Origin of the sequence: Marinibaculum pumilum (assembly GCF_042646425.1) — a bacterium.
Lineage (GTDB): Bacteria > Pseudomonadota > Alphaproteobacteria > Ferrovibrionales > Ferrovibrionaceae > Marinibaculum > Marinibaculum pumilum.
Map to the genome: position 1 here is coordinate 192,158 of NZ_JBHRTR010000048.1, position 14,943 is coordinate 207,100.

General features: G+C 72.3%; 15 protein-coding genes, 1 pseudogene and 1 riboswitch. Of the genes and pseudogenes, 7 read left to right on the plus strand and 9 right to left on the minus strand.

The genetic code is table 11. The features are described 5' to 3' along the window. Positions 1-104: 104 nt before the first annotated feature. The 4 genes and pseudogenes from ACFOGJ_RS25955 to ACFOGJ_RS25970 form a co-directional block, all read right to left on the minus strand. Positions 105-1,430 carry a methylglyoxal synthase gene (locus tag ACFOGJ_RS25955; protein ID WP_379906149.1) on the minus strand — a complete coding sequence of 442 codons (1,326 nt, stop codon included), beginning with the start codon at positions 1,428-1,430 and terminating at the stop codon, positions 105-107. Next, positions 1,427-2,065, minus strand: a complete 639-nt coding sequence (locus ACFOGJ_RS25960; protein ID WP_379906150.1) for a 2-dehydro-3-deoxy-6-phosphogalactonate aldolase — start codon at positions 2,063-2,065, stop codon at positions 1,427-1,429. The genes ACFOGJ_RS25955 and ACFOGJ_RS25960 overlap by 4 nt, the downstream gene beginning before the upstream one ends. A gap of 91 nt (positions 2,066-2,156) precedes the next feature. Continuing rightward, entirely contained in the window at positions 2,157-2,972 is an 816-nt protein-coding gene (locus tag ACFOGJ_RS25965; RefSeq protein ID WP_379906152.1) for a class I SAM-dependent DNA methyltransferase, read from the minus strand. A gap of 93 nt (positions 2,973-3,065) precedes the next feature. Continuing rightward, a pseudogene (locus ACFOGJ_RS25970) lies at positions 3,066-3,374 on the minus strand (ABC transporter permease subunit); the annotation flags it as partial. On the opposite strand from ACFOGJ_RS25970, the gene ACFOGJ_RS25975 reads away from it, so the two are divergent. Further along, the gene (locus tag ACFOGJ_RS25975) at positions 3,369-3,509 is read left to right on the plus strand and encodes a hypothetical protein (RefSeq protein WP_379906240.1); all 141 of its coding nucleotides are present in this window, start codon (positions 3,369-3,371) and stop codon (positions 3,507-3,509) included. The pseudogene ACFOGJ_RS25970 and the gene ACFOGJ_RS25975 overlap by 6 nt on opposite strands. Positions 3,510-3,515: 6 nt before the next feature. Then, a complete protein-coding gene (locus ACFOGJ_RS25980) occupies positions 3,516-3,818 on the plus strand; it encodes a hypothetical protein (protein WP_379906153.1) in 303 nt (100 codons plus the stop codon). A 34-nt stretch (positions 3,819-3,852) separates the two neighbouring features. Here the strand turns inward: ACFOGJ_RS25980 and ACFOGJ_RS25985 are convergent, their stop codons facing one another. Next, complete coding sequence (locus ACFOGJ_RS25985) at positions 3,853-4,401, minus strand: phosphonate degradation HD-domain oxygenase (RefSeq protein WP_379906154.1); 549 nt, start codon at positions 4,399-4,401, stop codon at positions 3,853-3,855. Between the two features lie 81 nt (positions 4,402-4,482). Beyond that, positions 4,483-6,339, minus strand: coding sequence for a DUF4153 domain-containing protein (locus tag ACFOGJ_RS25990; RefSeq protein WP_379906155.1), 1,857 nt, complete (start codon positions 6,337-6,339; stop codon positions 4,483-4,485). 206 nt (positions 6,340-6,545) lie between these two features. Here ACFOGJ_RS25990 and ACFOGJ_RS25995 point away from each other — a divergent pair, with 206 nt between their 5' ends. Beyond that, positions 6,546-7,358 carry an SH3 domain-containing protein gene (locus tag ACFOGJ_RS25995; protein ID WP_379906157.1) on the plus strand — a complete coding sequence of 271 codons (813 nt, stop codon included), beginning with the start codon at positions 6,546-6,548 and terminating at the stop codon, positions 7,356-7,358. Beyond that, the gene (locus ACFOGJ_RS26000; protein ID WP_379906159.1) at positions 7,358-8,362 is read left to right on the plus strand and encodes a hypothetical protein; all 1,005 of its coding nucleotides are present in this window, start codon (positions 7,358-7,360) and stop codon (positions 8,360-8,362) included. Before ACFOGJ_RS25995 ends, ACFOGJ_RS26000 begins: the two co-directional genes overlap by 1 nt. An 81-nt stretch (positions 8,363-8,443) precedes the next feature. Here the strand turns inward: ACFOGJ_RS26000 and ACFOGJ_RS26005 are convergent, their stop codons facing one another. After that, entirely contained in the window at positions 8,444-9,073 is a 630-nt protein-coding gene (locus ACFOGJ_RS26005; RefSeq protein ID WP_379906160.1) for a pyridoxamine 5'-phosphate oxidase family protein, read from the minus strand. Continuing rightward, complete coding sequence (locus tag ACFOGJ_RS26010; protein WP_379906162.1) at positions 9,070-9,678, minus strand: TetR/AcrR family transcriptional regulator; 609 nt, start codon at positions 9,676-9,678, stop codon at positions 9,070-9,072. Before ACFOGJ_RS26010 ends, ACFOGJ_RS26005 begins: the two co-directional genes overlap by 4 nt. Positions 9,679-9,977: 299 nt before the next feature. On the opposite strand from ACFOGJ_RS26010, the gene ACFOGJ_RS26015 reads away from it, so the two are divergent. Genes ACFOGJ_RS26015 through ACFOGJ_RS26025 form a run of 3 tightly spaced genes read left to right on the plus strand, consistent with a single transcriptional unit; the run spans position 9,978 to position 13,046 of the window. Next, complete coding sequence (locus tag ACFOGJ_RS26015) at positions 9,978-10,844, plus strand: mechanosensitive ion channel family protein (protein WP_379906163.1); 867 nt, start codon at positions 9,978-9,980, stop codon at positions 10,842-10,844. After that, entirely contained in the window at positions 10,837-11,748 is a 912-nt protein-coding gene (locus tag ACFOGJ_RS26020) for a magnesium transporter MgtE N-terminal domain-containing protein (protein ID WP_379906236.1), read from the plus strand. The genes ACFOGJ_RS26015 and ACFOGJ_RS26020 overlap by 8 nt, the downstream gene beginning before the upstream one ends. Continuing rightward, positions 11,745-13,046 carry a magnesium transporter gene (locus tag ACFOGJ_RS26025; protein WP_379906164.1) on the plus strand — a complete coding sequence of 434 codons (1,302 nt, stop codon included), beginning with the start codon at positions 11,745-11,747 and terminating at the stop codon, positions 13,044-13,046. The genes ACFOGJ_RS26020 and ACFOGJ_RS26025 overlap by 4 nt, the downstream gene beginning before the upstream one ends. A 32-nt stretch (positions 13,047-13,078) precedes the next feature. Here ACFOGJ_RS26025 and ACFOGJ_RS26030 read toward each other — a convergent pair whose 3' ends face one another. Further along, on the minus strand, positions 13,079-14,500 hold the full coding sequence (locus tag ACFOGJ_RS26030) for an amidase family protein (RefSeq protein WP_379906166.1): 1,422 nt from the start codon (positions 14,498-14,500) through the stop codon (positions 13,079-13,081). A 127-nt stretch (positions 14,501-14,627) separates the two neighbouring features. Then, positions 14,628-14,918, plus strand: a riboswitch (cobalamin riboswitch). Positions 14,919-14,943: the final 25 nt, after the last annotated feature.

Consider the following 14,943-nt stretch of genomic DNA (forward strand, 5'->3'; position numbering starts at 1 on the left):
GGATCCTCGCCTCAAGGGCGAGGATGACGAACATGGAGCGGCACCCGGCCAATTCCACGGCACAACCCGATGCCTGGGGGCGGGGCGATCTCGCGGCGCCGTCCTTATCCCCCCGTCAGCGCCGCGATCAGGATGTCCGCCGTCGAGCGGCTGCAGGCCATCGGCAGATCGTGGACGGTGGCGAGGCGGGTCAGCGCCTTCACGTCCACGTCGTGCGGCAGCGGCGAGAGCGGGTCGACGAAGAAGATGAGGGCGTCCAGCGCGCCCTCCGCGATCAGCGCGCCGATCTGCTGGTCGCCGCCCAGCGGGCCGCTGAGCAGGCGGCGGATCGTCAGTTCCGGGATCGCGTCGGCGAGCCGGGCGCCGGTGGTGCCGGTGGCCACGATGGCGCAGCCGGCCAGGGCCGCGCGGTGGCGCAGGGCCCAGTCCACCATCTCCTGCTTGCGGGCGTCATGCGCCACCAGGGCGAGGCGCAGGCGGGGCGGTGCCGGCTCCGGCGCGGGCATGGCGCCCGCCGCCCCGGCCCGCGCGGCATCCACCGCGGCGCGGGTCGGCAGCGGCGCCACCGCGCCATGGCCCTGTACCGACAGGGCGGCGGCGACATTGGCGTGGTGCGCCGCCTCCAGCGCATCGCCGCATTCCAGCCAGCGGGCCAGGAAGGCCCCGTCGAAACAGTCGCCGGCGCCGACCGCGTCGACCAGGCGGGCCGGATGGGGCGGGATCCGCTCCACCCGTTCGCCATCGGCCAGCAGCACCCCTTCGGCACCCATGGTCAGGGCGGTGATGCGCGGACCCAGGGCGCGGTAGAAGGCGAGGATCTCTTCCGGGTCCTGCAGGCCGGTCAGCTGGCGGGCATCGTCCAGGCCCGGCAGCAGGATGTCGGCCTCGGCACTGGCGGCCTGGATCACCTCGCGCGCCTGCTCCAGCGGCCAGAGGGCGAGGCGCAGGTTGGGGTCGTAGGAGATCGTGCCGCCGGCGGCGCGCACCGCCGCCATCGCGGCGCGGCAGGCGTCCGCCGCGCCATCGCTGATCGCTTGGCTGATGCCGGAGAGGTGCAGCACCCGGCAGGACCGCAGTGCTGTCAGCGGCAGGTCGGCGGCGGTCATGCGGCTGGCGGCGGAGCCGGCGCGGCGATATTCGAAGCTGTGGCCCTGCGGCCCGTGGCGGACGAAGTAGAGCCCGGTCGGCGCGCCCTCGTCCTCCGCCACCGCTGCGGTGTCGATGCCTTCCGCCGCCCAGCGGTCGCGCAGCGCCGCGGCGAAGCCGTCGCGGCCCAGGCGGGTCACCATGCCGGCGGCGGCGCCCTGGCGGGCGGCGGCGATCGCCACGTTGGAGACATCGCCGCCCAGCCCCTCCAGCCAGCGCCCGTCCGCCTGGCGGTTGAACTCCACCATCGCCTCGCCGAGGCAGAGGATGGCGGGCCCGGTCACGATGCCGCCTCGCGCCAGGCCGTTACCGCGTCAGAGAGGCGGCGGGCATAGGCTTCCACCTCCGCGACCGGCTTGCCCGGCTTGTAGAGGGCGGAGCCGATGCCGGCGCCGTCGGCGCCACCCGACAGCCAGTCCGCCAGATTCTCGGTGCCGACGCCGCCGGTGACGACGATCCGGGTGCCGGCCGGCAGCACCGCGCGCAGGGCGCCGACGACCTTCGGCGAGACCGCGTCGCCAGGGAACAGCTTCAGTGCGTCGGCGCCGGCCTTCAGGGCGGCGAAGGCCTCGCTGGGGGTGAAGATGCCGGGCACCGAGAGCAGGCCGGCGGTGCGGCTGGCGGCGACCACGGCGGGATCGAAGTTCGGCGAGACGGCGATGCGGCCCCCGGCCTCGGCCACCCGCGCCGCCTCCGCCGGCTGCAGCACCGTGCCGGCACCGACCAGTGCCGCGGCGCCGAAGCGGTCGGCCAGCAGCCGGATCGAGCGATAGGGCTCGGGCGAGTTCAGCGGCACCTCCAGGATCTCGATGCCGTGCCGCAGCAGGACCTCGCCGACCGGCACCGCCTCTTCCGGCGTGATGCCGCGCAGCACCGCCAGCAGCGGCATCCTTGCCAGGCTCCCCTGCAATGCATCCATGGCCCGCACTCTTCCTCCCGCGGTGGTTCCGAAGCGGGGGGAGTGTCGCGCAACGCGGAGCCGATGGCCAACCCCTCCCGGGACGGGCGGTTCAGTCCGGCTTGCAGGCGCTCAGGACGATGCAGCTGGGATCCGAAAGATAGAACGCCATCTCCGCCGCCAGCCCGGGGCGCTGCGGCGGGCAGCGCAGGGGATGCCAGCGCAGTTCCGACAGCCCGGCGGCTTCCAGCGCGCGGGCATGGGTGTCGCGGTCCCACTGCCAGACATCGACATGCTGGCCGGCGATCACCAGTTCGACCCGGTTGCCCTCGGCCGCGCGGTAGTCGAAGCCGCAATGGCTGCGCAGGCGCGGGTCGGGCCGGCGGAAGTCGTAGTCGGGACTGGCGGTATAGGCGACGAGGCGGCCGCCGGGCCTCAGGTTGCGTTCGGCCAGGGCGAACATCGCCTGCAGCGCCGCCTCTGTCGCCGCATAGGGCAGCAGGTACATGGCGGTGACCAGGTCGACCTGCACCGGCAGGGCGAAATGGGGGTCGGTCGCGTCGAGCACGGCGAAGCGCAGCCGGTCGGTGCCGATGCCGTCGGTATCCTGCTGCGCCTGGGCTCGGCGCACCATCTCCGGGGAGAGGTCGGTGCCGAGGAGGGCGGCGGCGCCCCGGCGCGCCAGCAGCCGGGCGATCCGCCCCTCGCCGGTGGCCAGGTCGAGCACTCGCAGCCCGTCGACATCGCCGACCGCGGTCAGGAAGCTGTACAGCTCGATCGCCCGGTAGGGGCTGTCGCTCTCCGTCCAGTCCTGGTAGGTCGCGCCGAACCGGTCATAGGCGGGGGCCTGGGCGGTCGGGGCCGGGGCCGGGGTCGTCCGGCCGGCCAGGGGCGCCATCACGTTCATCTCGATCCTCGCAATCCGCATGCCTCTGGCTGCAGATGCGGCCGCTTCGGGGGCGCGGCAACGGCGTGACATGTTGCGACACGAAAGGCCGCGATCCCGCCGCGGATGCGGCGGTCACTTCTCGTGGTCGACCAGGCCGCGAACGAACCAGCGCTGCAGGGCGATCACCACCAGCACCGGCGGCAGCATGGCGAGCAGGGTGGTCGCCATGGTCAGATTCCGCTTCGTATCGGCATTGTCGGTCGGCAGGGTGCGGGCGACGCCGATCACGACCGTCGTCATCTCCGTCTCCGTCGTGATCAGCAGCGGCCAGAGATACTGGTTCCAGCCATAGATGAAGAGAATCACGAACAGGGCCGCGATCGAGGTAGCGGAGAGCGGCAGCAGGATGTCACGCAGGAAGCGCAGCGGGCCGACGTGATCGTCGCCAGCCAGCTGGCGGCGCCGGGCGGCTGGTTCAACCTGTCGCTCGGCAGGCAGCGGATCGCCCTGGTCGCCGGCCGGACCCATCCGCTGGCACGGCGCCGGCGGCTGCGCCTGCGGGAGCTGGCCGACTGACCGCTGGTGACCCGCGAGGAGGGCTCCGTGACCCGCGCCCTGTTCCTGCAGGCAGCCGCGGTGGCGGAACTGGAACCGCATGTCGCCGCCAGCCTGGGCAGCCGCGAGATGGTGAAGGAGGCCGCCGCCGCCGACCTCGGCATCGTCTTCGACGGCGAGATCGGCGCGGATGCGCGCCTGGTCACCCTGTCGCTGGTTGGCGAAGATGCCGTGTCGGCGGAGGTCTTCCTGACCTGCCGGGAGGACCTGGCCGGCCTGGGTGCCGACGGCGCGCTGGTCCGGCTGGCGCAGGCGTCGGGAAGGGCCTGACCCGGGAGCGCTCTCGCTCAGGCGGCCCCGTCGATCAGGCGGCTCCCGTGCTCAGGCAGGTGCGGGCAATGGCGCGATAGTGCGTCAGGTCCGGCGTGGCGAGGTCCGGCACCTTGGCCGCCTCGTCCCAGCGGCGCAGCTGCAGCGCGGCGTCGAAATGCGGGCTGCGGCGGAACACGGCCGCCTCCTCCGCCGTCATCGGGCCGCCCTGCAGGTGCAGGGTCATCTTCGAGGTCTCCGACAGCGCGTCGTGATAGCCGGGCTCGGCCTGGCACAGGTAGCGCTTCGCGTGCACATGCAGGCGCACCGGCTCCACCACCTCCGGCCCGAACAGGGGCGCCAGCGCCTTCGCCGCGATCGCCTCGTGCCGGTCGTCGGTGGCGCTGTCATAGGCGGCCTGGGTGTCGCGGTGCAGCAGATGGCCGATGTCGTGCAGGACGGCGGCGGTGACCAGTGCCGCCGATGCGCCGGCCCGTTCGGCCTGCAGGCCGCTCTGCAGGGCATGGGCGCGCTGGGTGATCGCCTCGCCATAGCTTTCCTGCCCGCGGGCCTCAAACAGGTCGAAGGCTTCGTCCAGGTTCATGGCGGTTTCCTCAGGTCGGAAAGAGCGGTGCGGCGGTGCGGAAGGTAGCCGCAGTTTGTTGCAGTTGCGCGACAGATTCCGTCAGTCGGCAGGGACAGGAGCGGGCGCGATCATGACAAAGCCTTCGACCTGGCGCAGCGCCGGCCCCTCCGGGCCGATGGTGCCGCTCAGGTGGCGCAGCACCAGGCGTGCGCTGAGGCCGCGATCCGCGCCCTCGGCGATATATGGTGAGTCGCCGCTCCTGGCGGACCTCTCGAGTTCCGCCATCAGTGCTGACAAAGGAAAGGACACGCTCCGTCCGTCGCTGTCCGCCAGCTCCAGCCCGGGAGGCTCTGCCGTGGCGAACAGCCGATGGCGACGGCCGTCGAGCAGCAGCAGTTCGTGACCCGGCGCGGCCAGGTCGAACGGCAGCATGGTGTCGAAGCCGGCGACCGGGAGCGGCCGCAGGACCGTGCCCCACATGGAGACATGGCGGGGCTGCTCTGCCGTCATATGGGGCTGGACATAGGCGAAGCCGAGGGCGCGCGCGGCGCTTTCCCGATCCGCGTCGGGCGGCAGCCTGCTTTCCGCCGGCAGCCAGCGGTTCACCTTGGCGAGCCGGCCGGTCGAAGCGAGATAGTCGAGCATGCCAGACAGCGCCTGCCGCGCCCCGAAGCCGGGCGGCGGGGCCGGTGCGGCGGGCGCGCCGTCGCGCAGCAGGCCGGCGTCGGTCAGCGCGGCCTGCAGGCGCGACATCTGGCTGGCCTGCGACACCGCGCTCGCACTCCAGGGCCCGAACGAGGCGAGGAGCAGCAGCAGGCAGAGGAAGGCGGGAACGGCGGCGAGCCGGCCCCGGCCGGGGCGGGCGTCGGCGCTCCGCCGCCAGGCGGCCGGGATGGGAATGAACTGGGCCAGGGCCGCGCCGAGCAGCCACAGGGCCAGCAGGCCGATCAGGTAGCGGGGCTCCGTCACGCCATAGTCGGCAACGCGGATCTGCAGCGCTGCGGCGAGCAGGGCGAGCGGCGGCAGCAGGGCGGGAAAGAACAGGCGGCGGAACAGCCGGACATGGCGCCCGCCGTCATGGCCCGGCGCGGCGGCGACCAGCCAGACGGCCGTCCCGGCCGCGGCATAGGCGGCGACCAGGCCGGCGGTCAGGCCCTCCGGCAGCTCCCAGCTGACCACGGCCAGCGCCAGATAGACATAGAGGATTGCCAGGTAGATCAACGCCAGCGGTACCAGCACCAGGTCGATGGCGAAGGCCAGGACCGGGGGCATGGCTGTGGTGCCTACGGCGCCGGGCGGCGACAGCAGGGCGAGCCAGCCGCAGGGCAGCAGCAGCAGGCCCGCGACGACCCAGAGATCGGCAAAGACAAGCTCCGAGACCGGCAGGTCCAGCAGGGAGACAAAGCCCAGCAGCGCGCCGTTGAGGCCGGCAGCCAGGACCAGGACGATCACCGCCGCCGCCGCAAAGGCGCCGAGCGCACGGCGCGTACCGTGCCAGAAGCGGGCTGCCGCACTGTCCACCGGTTCCGCAGCGGGCCCGGCGACGGAGCCGGGGGCGAGGCCCGGTGCCAGCACCAGGGCCCACAGCAGGGCGGCCGCCGGCAGCAGGAAGCGGAAGGCGGCCAGCCAGGCGCTGAAATCCAGGCCCAGGTCGTTCCAGGCCCACAGCGCCAGCAGGACGGCGCCGGCCAGGCCGGCTGCGGCATGTCGCGCCGAGCCCCAGCCGCGTCCCTCCGCCAGCAGGCGCAGGCCGGCCAGGAAGGGGCCGGTGGCGGCGCACCAGATGCCTGCCGCCAGGGCGGCCGGCTCCCAGGTCTCCGGGATCGCCTCGTGGATGGCGGCCAGCGCCAGCAGGGTGGCGAAGAGCGCCATCGCGACGCATTCGGGAAAGCGCCGCAGCAGGTCGCCGGCAAGGCCCGGCAGGCGCGCGCGAAGGGACGGCGGGGAGAGGGTCATCTGCATTTCCCGGAAAGCCGCACCCAGCCTGCACTTCCGCGCGGGCGGCGGCAAGCCGCCCGGCGCCGCTTGCGGGTGCCGCCGATGACGGATCCGTGAGGTGGCAGGAACCTCTGGCGGGCTCCCTTGTTTCCCCTGCGTCCTGAACCCGATGAGGAGGGATCGTCATGACAGGGTCCATCAGTAGGCTGAGGGGCAGGCTGAGGATGCGCGCCGCGGGGCTGGCTCTGGGCGCGCTGGTCGCCGCCGGCCTTGCCGTCCAGCCTGCACAGGCGGAAGGCCTGCTCGACAGCATCGACAACGAGGATATCGGCCGCATCGTCGGCGGTGTCGGCGGCGCCGTGCTCGGCTCGCAGTTCGGCAAGGGTACCGGCAAGGCGGTCGCCGTGGGCGCGGGCGCGCTGGGCGGCCTGTTCCTTGGCGGCGAGATCGGCAAGCGGGTCGGCGGCAGCGACCAGGAGCAGATCGTCAATACACGCCAGCAGGCGCTTGAATCGGATCGCCCGGTGACGTGGCGCAACCCGGATTCCGGGGTGCAGTCGACGGCCCGGGTTACCGAGACGGCCTACAGGCCGGCGCCGGTGGTGACCACCAAGCCATCCACCGGCAGCGCGACGCCGAAGAACGACGTCGTCTGGCGGGTGCCGACGATGCAGCTGATCGGCGCCGACTACCGTGCGACGACGACCTCCAACATCCGCGGCGGGCCCAGCACCGACTATGCCGTGATGGGCCAGCTGAAGGAGGATGAGCGTGTCCATGTGGTCGGCAAGGTGGCCGACCGCGACTGGTACATGATCTCCCGCAACGGCATCGGCAGCGGCTTCGTCTATGGCGATCTGCTGCGGCGCATCCCCGGCAGCGGCGGCGACATGGCCCGCCCGCAGTCGACGGCCAGCCTGGACAATGTCCGCGAATGCTCGGTGATCGAGCAGCAGGTCACCCTCCCCGACGGCACGCAGGAAACCCGCCGCGCGCGGGCCTGCCGCACCGCCGACGGCAATTGGGAGCTGATCTGATGCAGAACCGCCTGACGATCCCGGCCGTCGCCGCGGCATGCCTCGCCGCGACGGCCGCCGCCTGGAGCCCCGCCGCTGCTGCGGAGCGGCTGCTGGTGCAGGACCGTGACCTGCTGGTGGTGGTCGACAAGGAAACCGCCTGTGGCGATCCGGTGCCGATTACCATCCGCAGCTCCGACAGCAGTCTGTTCAAGGAATCCAGCGCGACCCGGCTGCAGCACACGGTCGACGGGGTACGTGCGATCCTCGGCTTCGAATGCGCCCGCACGCCGAAGCTGGAGATCACCGGCGAGGCAGGGTCGCAGGACAATGTCGTGTTCCGCGGCGCCGCCGGCGATGCCACGCAGTGGATGGTCGAGTCCAGCGAACGGCCCAGCGCCCAGGCGGCGGCGGTGACCTCCAGCGGGCCGCTGTCGATGGGCGGGGCCGGCACCGAAGGCGCGGCCTTCTCGCCTGCGGCGCGGCAGGTGGTGGCCGGCGTGTCCACCGGCATGACCCTGGAGCAGGCGCGCAAGGCCGCGGCCGCGGAATTCGGCACCACGCCGCAGTTCAGGGACGGCCGCAACATCCTGGTCGCCGCCGAGGGCGGCTGCGACTTCGATTTCGCCAACGGCACTGGGCCGCAGCCCGGCTGGCGCTGCCTGGAGGCCGCGTTCACCAAGAGCGACCCGCAGCTGCTCTATGCCCTCGGCCTGTCGCAGGCGGTGGACCTCGACCAGCGGGATTCGATCGTCGACAGCCTGACCGAGCGCTTCGGCGCGCCGGAGCAGAGCCTGCGCGGCCAGGAGCCGGCGGACCAGGGCGGCAGCCCCTATGTCTTCCTGTCCTGGGGCAGCGTGATCGCCGACGGCCATGCCGGCCGGCTGGCGCACCTGAACACGCCGCGCCGCACCCTGGAAGCCTATGCCCTGGCGCGCGACGGGATCACCGTGCTGACCATCTGGCAGCAGGACCCCGGCGTGATGCAGGAGGCAGAGGAGCCGGAGCACCGCGTGAAGCTCTGAACCCTCATGCGTCAGCCGGAACATCGGCTTTCGTGACGGAAGGGGCGGCGCCGCGCAGAACGGCACCGCCCTTTTCCGTTGTCAGGTCGCAGCGGCGGCGCCGCGCAGCGCAGCCAGCTCCGCCTCCAGTTCCGCGATCCGGTCCTGCAGCTTCTGCAGGGCGGCGGCGACCTGCTCCTCGTCGTACTTGGCCGGTATGAACTGCGGGCAGTTGATGTCCCAGGCCTCCAGGTGGAAGCGGATCGCGCGTTCGGGGCGCGCGGGCAGCTGCGGGTCGTGCAGGCGGGCCAGCAGGTCGGGATCGTCCTCCACCACCTCCGCCCGGCCCCAGATCTTCACCCGGCGGCGGTGCGCATAGTCCATCAGGAAGATGAAGGCCTGGCCGTTCTCCGACAGGTTGCCGGTCGAGATGTACTGCCGGTTGCCGGGATAGTCGGCGAAACCCAGGGTGCGGTCGTCCAGCACCTTCAGCACGCCGCGCAGGCCGCCGCGATGCTGGATATAGGGCCGGCCGGTGGCGCTGGCGGTGGCCAGATAGAAGGAATTGCGGTCGGCCAGGAAGGCGGCCAGGTCGGCATCGACCCGGTCGCGCCAGCGCCCCTTCTCCTCCAGCCGGGCCATCTGCCGTCGGGAGCCGTAGCGCTCCTGCATCTGCCGGATCGCCGGGGTGAAGACGATGTCCCCGCCGGTCTCGGGGCTGTCTGCGGTCATGGTCCGGGCTCCCTGGTCACGCTGTCCAGCAGCAGGTGGGCGCCGGCGACGGCCTGGCGCATCGATGCCGGATCCTGGTGGATCCGGGAAAGGACGAAGCCGCCCTGCACCGCGGCCAGCATCGTGGTGGCAAGCATCTCCCTATCCTGCCCGGGATGCAGCCGGCCCTCGGCGGCGGCCCGGTCCAGGGCGTCGGCGATGCGGGTCCGGGCCGCGGCGAAGAAGCGGTCGAGCGGGGCCCGCAGGGCCGGGTCGGCGGTTTCCGGGTCGGCGACCGCCGCCTCGTTTGCCAGGCGGCCCAGTCGGCAGCCCTTCAGCGGGTCGAAGGGGATGTCGAGGAAGCGATGCACCGCGGCGAGAGGCTCCGGCACGCCTTCGAACAGCGCATCCATCGCCTCCGTCATCTCCGCCGCGACCTCTTCCAGCGCGGCGGCCGCCAGCGCCGCCTTGCCGGGGAAATGGTGGTACAGGCTGCCCTGCCCGGCGCCGCTCTCGGCCAGGATGCGCCGCGGGCTCATCGCCTCGTAGCCGTGCTTCCAGAGCAGGCGCTTCGCGCTGTCCAGCAGGACCTGCCGGGTGGAGCCTGGGGGGGAATGCGGCGACATGACGGGCCTTTGCGATATCTGTACCAACTAGTATGTACAGAACAGATGGGATGCCGTCCCGGTCATGCAAGCCGCGCGCGGCCGCCTCTTCAACGGTGCCGGCCGATCCTAACCTCTTGTTGACCGGCCCGGGCGCACGGCCGGTGCGTGTCCATTGCCTTTGACCCGCTGGACGTTCGGCACAATTCACCTTCCAATCCTGGACAGGTCGGATCGGGCGGGCCCTTCGCCTGACCCTCCGCGTGCCAGCCGGGCACGACCCGATCGGCCTGCCGCCAACGGATCAGGGAGTGAGCGCCATGCTCGAGCAGACCCGCCCACTGGCGGATGGCATCGCCCAGCTGGCGGATTCGATCGTGGCGCTGCTGCCGTCGCTGCTCAGTGCGATCGTGATCGTCGTCGTCGGCTGGCTCGTGGCCCGGCTGCTGCGGGCGCTGACCCTGCGGTCGGCCCATACCATCAACCGGGCTGCCCAGGCGATCGGGCTGGGCAGCCTGATGGGCAGCGCCCGGCTGCCCGGTTCCACGATCCAGGTGATCGCCAGCGTCATCTACTGGCTGGTGATCCTGTTCTTCCTCACCGCGGCCACCCGGGTGCTGGGGCTCACCGTCTTCGCCGGCTGGCTGGACCAGCTGGTCGGCTACCTGCCCAACATCCTGTCCGGCCTGCTGATCATCTTCGCCGGCGCGATCCTGGCGAACATCGCGCGCGATGCCACCACCGCCGCGCTGCCGGCGCTGTCGGAAAGCCAGCGGATGCTGGCCGGCCGCATCGTCCAGGGCCTGACCATGGTGGTCCTGCTGGTGGTCGGTCTGGACCAGATCGGCATCGACATCACGGTGGTCATCACCATCCTGGCGGTGGTGGTCGCGGCGTTGCTGGGCGGGCTGTCGCTGGCCTTCGCCCTGGGGGCCCGGACCTTCGTGTCCAATGTCATCGGCGCCCACTACCTGGACCGCGACTTCGCGCCGGGCCAGCGCATCCGGGTGCGCGACATGGAAGGCACGATTCTGGAGATCACACCCGTTGCCGTGGTGGTGGAAACCGCCGAGGGGCGGCTGCGTATTCCCGCCCACCTGTTCGCAGACGAGGTCACCCTGATGCTGGCGCCCGGTGAGCGCCCCGTTGAACGTCATGGGGATCGCCCTGGTGAACGCAATGACTGACCGCGACCTGTCTGACGGTGCTGACGATGCCGGCGAAGCCCTGGCCGAGGTCTATGCCGCGCGGCATCCACGGCAGGCGGCCGCGGTGCTGGGCCGCTTCGAGCCCGCCATGGCGGCCGCGTTCCTTTCCGCCCGGGAGGAGGGGCTGGCCGGCCGGCTGCTGGCGGAGATGTCGCCGGACCGGGCCGCCGCCTGTCTGACCGCGATGACCGACGCCGATGCCGCGATCCGGCTCGGCGCCATGCCGCGGCGGGCGGCAGCGTCTGTGCTGCGGCGGCTGGCGCCGTCGCGCCGCGGCGCCGTACAGCAGGCCATGCCGCGGGCGACACGGCTGCAGCTGGACCTGATCCTGCACCAGCCCGGCCATCGCATCGGCGCCTGGATCGACCCCCAGGTGCCCGCGGTGCAGAGCGGCACGACGGCGGAGGATGCGCGCCAGGCCATCGCCGCGCTGCAGCTGCCGGTGGCAGAGGCCTATCTGGTCGATTCCGGCCAGCGCCTGCTGGGCAGCCTGTCGCTGGCGCGCCTGGCCGCGGCGCCGGCGGCGCAGCCGGTGGACGGCCTGGCGCGCCCGGTCGCGGCCAGCCTGCGGGCCAACCAGAGCGTGGAGGTCGCGCTGGCGGCGCCGGCCTGGGACACCGCCGACTGCCTGCCGGTGCTGGATGGCGAGGGACGGCTGGTCGGCCTGCTGCGCCATGCCGCGCTGCGCCGCGCGGCACGGCAGGACAATGCGGCCCGCAGCGAGGTCCCCGCCGACGAGTATGTCAGCCTGGCCAACACCGTCTATGTCGGGCTGGCGGAGATCCTGGCCACCGCGATCGGCCGCAGTGACCGGCCGGTCCGGGGCGCGGCCCGCCCCGGCCGCCGCGGGCCCGCCGACAGGGGCGGGGAGGACCCGCGATGAACGCCGCGGTCTCCGCCGCCCTGGCCGGCGACTTCCTGGCCGTTTTCCCAGCGGAGGCGGCGCGGGTCATCGAGACGATGCCGGAGGAGGCGATCGCGGCGCAGCTGGCGCGCCTGCCGCCCGCCCGGCTGGTTCCGGTGATGAACGCGATGACGCCGATGATCGGTGCGGCCGTCCTGCAGTGCCTGCCGGAGCCGGCGCGGCTGCAGGTGCTGCAACAGGCGGAGCGCAGCCGCGCCGCCGCCTTCCTGGCCCAGGCGGAGGAGGAGGCGCGCGAAGCACTTCTGCAGCTTCTGCCGGCGGGAACCGCGGCGCAGCTGCGCCGGATGCTCGACTATCCGGAGGCGACGGCGGGGCGGCTGATGGACACCGTCGTCTTCAGCCTGCCGGCGGAGGCGAATGTCGGCCGCGCGCTGGCGCTGCTGCGCGAGGGCGGCAACCGGCGGGTGCGGCTGATCAAGCTGCTGGATGCCGAGAACCGGCTGGCGGGGGTGGTGGACCTGCGCGAACTGGCGCTGCACCACGCCGACACGCCGCTGTCCCACCTGATGGTTCCGGTGCCCGCCGTGGCCAGCCCGATGGACCCGCAGGAAGAGGTGGTCGAGAAGCTGGAGACCCAGGACCTGGACGAGCTGACGGTCCTGGACCCGGAGGGCCGCATCCTGGGGGTGGTGCGCCACCACCGCCTGCTGGAGGCGCTGAAGGACGAGGCCAGCCTGGACATCCAGACCATGGTCGGCGCCGGGCGGGAGGAACGCGCCACCTCCTCCAGCTGGCTGGCGCTGCGCAAGCGCATGCCCTGGCTGCAGATCAACCTGCTGACCGCCTTCCTGGCGGCCTCCGTCGTCGGCATCTTCGAGGACACGATCGCCACTTATACCGCGCTGGCGGTGCTGCTGCCGGTGGTGGCCGGCCAGTCCGGCAATGCCGGCGCGCAGGCGCTGGCGGTGACGATGCGCGGCCTGGCGCTGCGCGAGATCGGCATCGCCCACTGGTTCGCGGTGATGCGCAAGGAGGTCAATACCGGCTTCTGGAACGGCCTGGCGATCGCGTTGACCTGCGGCATCGGCGTCTATCTGTGGAGCGACAGCGTCGGCCTGGTGCTGGTCATCGCCCTGTCGATGGTGATCTCCATGGTGATGGCCGGGATTGCCGGCGCCCTGGTGCCGATCGTGCTGGCGCGGCTGGGCCAGGACCCGGCCGTCGCCTCGTCGATCATCCTGACCACGGTCACCGATATCGCCGGCTTCTTCTCCTTCCTGGGGATCGCCACCCTGCTGGGCAGCATGCTCGGCTGACGACGGGGCGATGGGTCCATCGCGGGTCGCCCCTATCGCGGATCGATCGGCAGGCTCACGCCGGCACGCGCCTCCACCACCTCGGCGGCGTCCAGGCAGAGATCCTCGCGGAAGCGCTGGCCGACGATCTGCACGCCCATCGCGGTGCCGTCGGCACTGATGCCGGTAGCGACCGACATGCCGGGCAGGCCCATCAGGTTGATCATGGTCAGCGGCCGCTGCGCCTGCAGCAGGCCGGCGAAGGCATTGGCGCCCTGCTGGTCCGCCACCTGCTCGAACGGCGGCTGCATGCTGACGGGCATCAGCACCAGGGGGTAGTCCTCCTGGAACAGCGACCAGGTTCGCAGCACGGTGGTGCGCCCTTCCAGCGCCGCCATGTAGTCGGTGAAGCCGATCTCCGCCGGCGCGCCGGCATCCATGCCCTCATAGGCGCGCTTGATCGCATCGTCGCCCAGTTCCGCGATCGCGCCGGCCATGCCGCGGCGGGTGTCGGACATCACCAGGGTCAGCCAGTGCTCTGCCGCCTCCACCGCGCGCGGCACGGCGACCTCCTCCACCGCATAGCCGGCATCGGCCAGCCAGCCGGCCGCCTGGCCGATCGCCGACTTGACGTCGGGATGCACGCCGTCACCGAACGGATCGGCGCAGACCGCCACCCGGATCGGCCGGGCCGGGGCCGGCCCCTGCAGCGGCGCCGGCACCCACCAGGGGTCGCGCGGGTCGCGGGCGGTCATCGCCGCCAGGCCGGTGCGCACGTCGCGCACCCGGCGCGCGAGGGGCCCCTGCACCGACATCAGCTGTGCGGTCATCGGCCGTTCCCGCGGCGCCGTCTCGATATAGGCCGGCACCCGGCCGAAGGAGGGGCGCAGCCCCGCCAGGCCGCAGGCATAGGCAGGATAGCGGACCGAGCCGCCATAATCGTTGCCATGCGCCAGCGGGCAGATCCCGGCCGCCACCGCCGCCGCCGCGCCGCCGGACGACCCGCCCGGGGTCAGCTTCGCGTTCAGCGGGTTCAGGGTCTGGCCGTACAGCGCATTGTCGGTGAACCACCGCATCGAGAAGGCCGGCGTGTTGGTGCGCCCGACGATCACGGCGCCGGCCTTCTTCCAGTTCACCACCACCGGCGAGTCGGAGGGCGCCTGCAGGTCTGCGAAGGCGCTGATGCCGTTGGAGGTGGCATAGCCCTTCTGGTCGACATTCACCTTGATCGTGACCGGCACGCCGTGCAGCGGTCCCAGCGCATCGCCCGCGGCGACCGCGCGGTCGGCGGCATCGGCGGCGGCCAGTGCCTCGTCGGCGCGGGATTCCACGACGGCGTTGATCTTCGGGTTCACCGCCTGCATGCGGTCCAGGCTGGCCTGCACCGCCTCCCGGCTGGACAGCCGGCGGGTTGCGATCGCCGCTGCCAGATCCACCGCATCCCACTTCCACAGGGGCCCCGTCGCCTGCGCCATCGCGCGTCCTCCGCTTCTTTGCCGTTGTTGGTTGCGGCAAAGCTATACCGCCGTTCCGGCCGCTGTCGATTGATCCCGGAGCCGTTGCCGGATTGCTGCGCCAGATTGACCGTCTTGGGGCGCGCGGGATAGAAGCAGGCGTCCGGGCGGGCGTTCGATCGCCACGGGAACGCGGTGCGCCGGCAGGATCGCCTGCCGGCAAGTCCGCGGCTGCCCCCGCAACTGTAGGCGCCTGCCGACCCGGGCCCGACTGGCTTTTTCCGCACGACGGAAGCTGCCATGCGCCACTGGAACGCGGCCCTCCCGGCCGGTTCCGGGAAGGCTGTCGGGTCCGGCCGGCGTTTCGCTGTCGCCCGCCATCCGCAGGCGGCGGCGCGCAGGCGCAAGCCAGGAGACCGGCCCGGACAGGAACAGACAGCGTCAGGCCCGGGCGGGGTGCACCG

Bases quoted from the DNA above. Each gene is read 5' to 3' on its own strand.
- ACFOGJ_RS25960 (WP_379906150.1), bottom strand. From the start codon at position 2,065: ATGGATGCATTGCAGGGGAGCCTGGCAAGGATGCCGCTGCTGGCGGTG.
- ACFOGJ_RS25965 (WP_379906152.1), bottom strand. From the start codon at position 2,972: ATGCGGATTGCGAGGATCGAGATGAACGTGATGGCGCCCCTGGCCGGC.
- ACFOGJ_RS25985 (WP_379906154.1), bottom strand. From the start codon at position 4,401: ATGAACCTGGACGAAGCCTTCGACCTGTTTGAGGCCCGCGGGCAGGAA.
- ACFOGJ_RS25990 (WP_379906155.1), bottom strand. From the start codon at position 6,339: ATGACCCTCTCCCCGCCGTCCCTTCGCGCGCGCCTGCCGGGCCTTGCC.
- ACFOGJ_RS25995 (WP_379906157.1), top strand. From the start codon at position 6,546: ATGCGCGCCGCGGGGCTGGCTCTGGGCGCGCTGGTCGCCGCCGGCCTT.
- ACFOGJ_RS26000 (WP_379906159.1), top strand. From the start codon at position 7,358: ATGCAGAACCGCCTGACGATCCCGGCCGTCGCCGCGGCATGCCTCGCC.
- ACFOGJ_RS26005 (WP_379906160.1), bottom strand. From the start codon at position 9,073: ATGACCGCAGACAGCCCCGAGACCGGCGGGGACATCGTCTTCACCCCG.
- ACFOGJ_RS26010 (WP_379906162.1), bottom strand. From the start codon at position 9,678: ATGTCGCCGCATTCCCCCCCAGGCTCCACCCGGCAGGTCCTGCTGGAC.
- ACFOGJ_RS26015 (WP_379906163.1), top strand. From the start codon at position 9,978: ATGCTCGAGCAGACCCGCCCACTGGCGGATGGCATCGCCCAGCTGGCG.
- ACFOGJ_RS26020 (WP_379906236.1), top strand. From the start codon at position 10,837: ATGACTGACCGCGACCTGTCTGACGGTGCTGACGATGCCGGCGAAGCC.
- ACFOGJ_RS26025 (WP_379906164.1), top strand. From the start codon at position 11,745: ATGAACGCCGCGGTCTCCGCCGCCCTGGCCGGCGACTTCCTGGCCGTT.
- ACFOGJ_RS26030 (WP_379906166.1), bottom strand. From the start codon at position 14,500: ATGGCGCAGGCGACGGGGCCCCTGTGGAAGTGGGATGCGGTGGATCTG.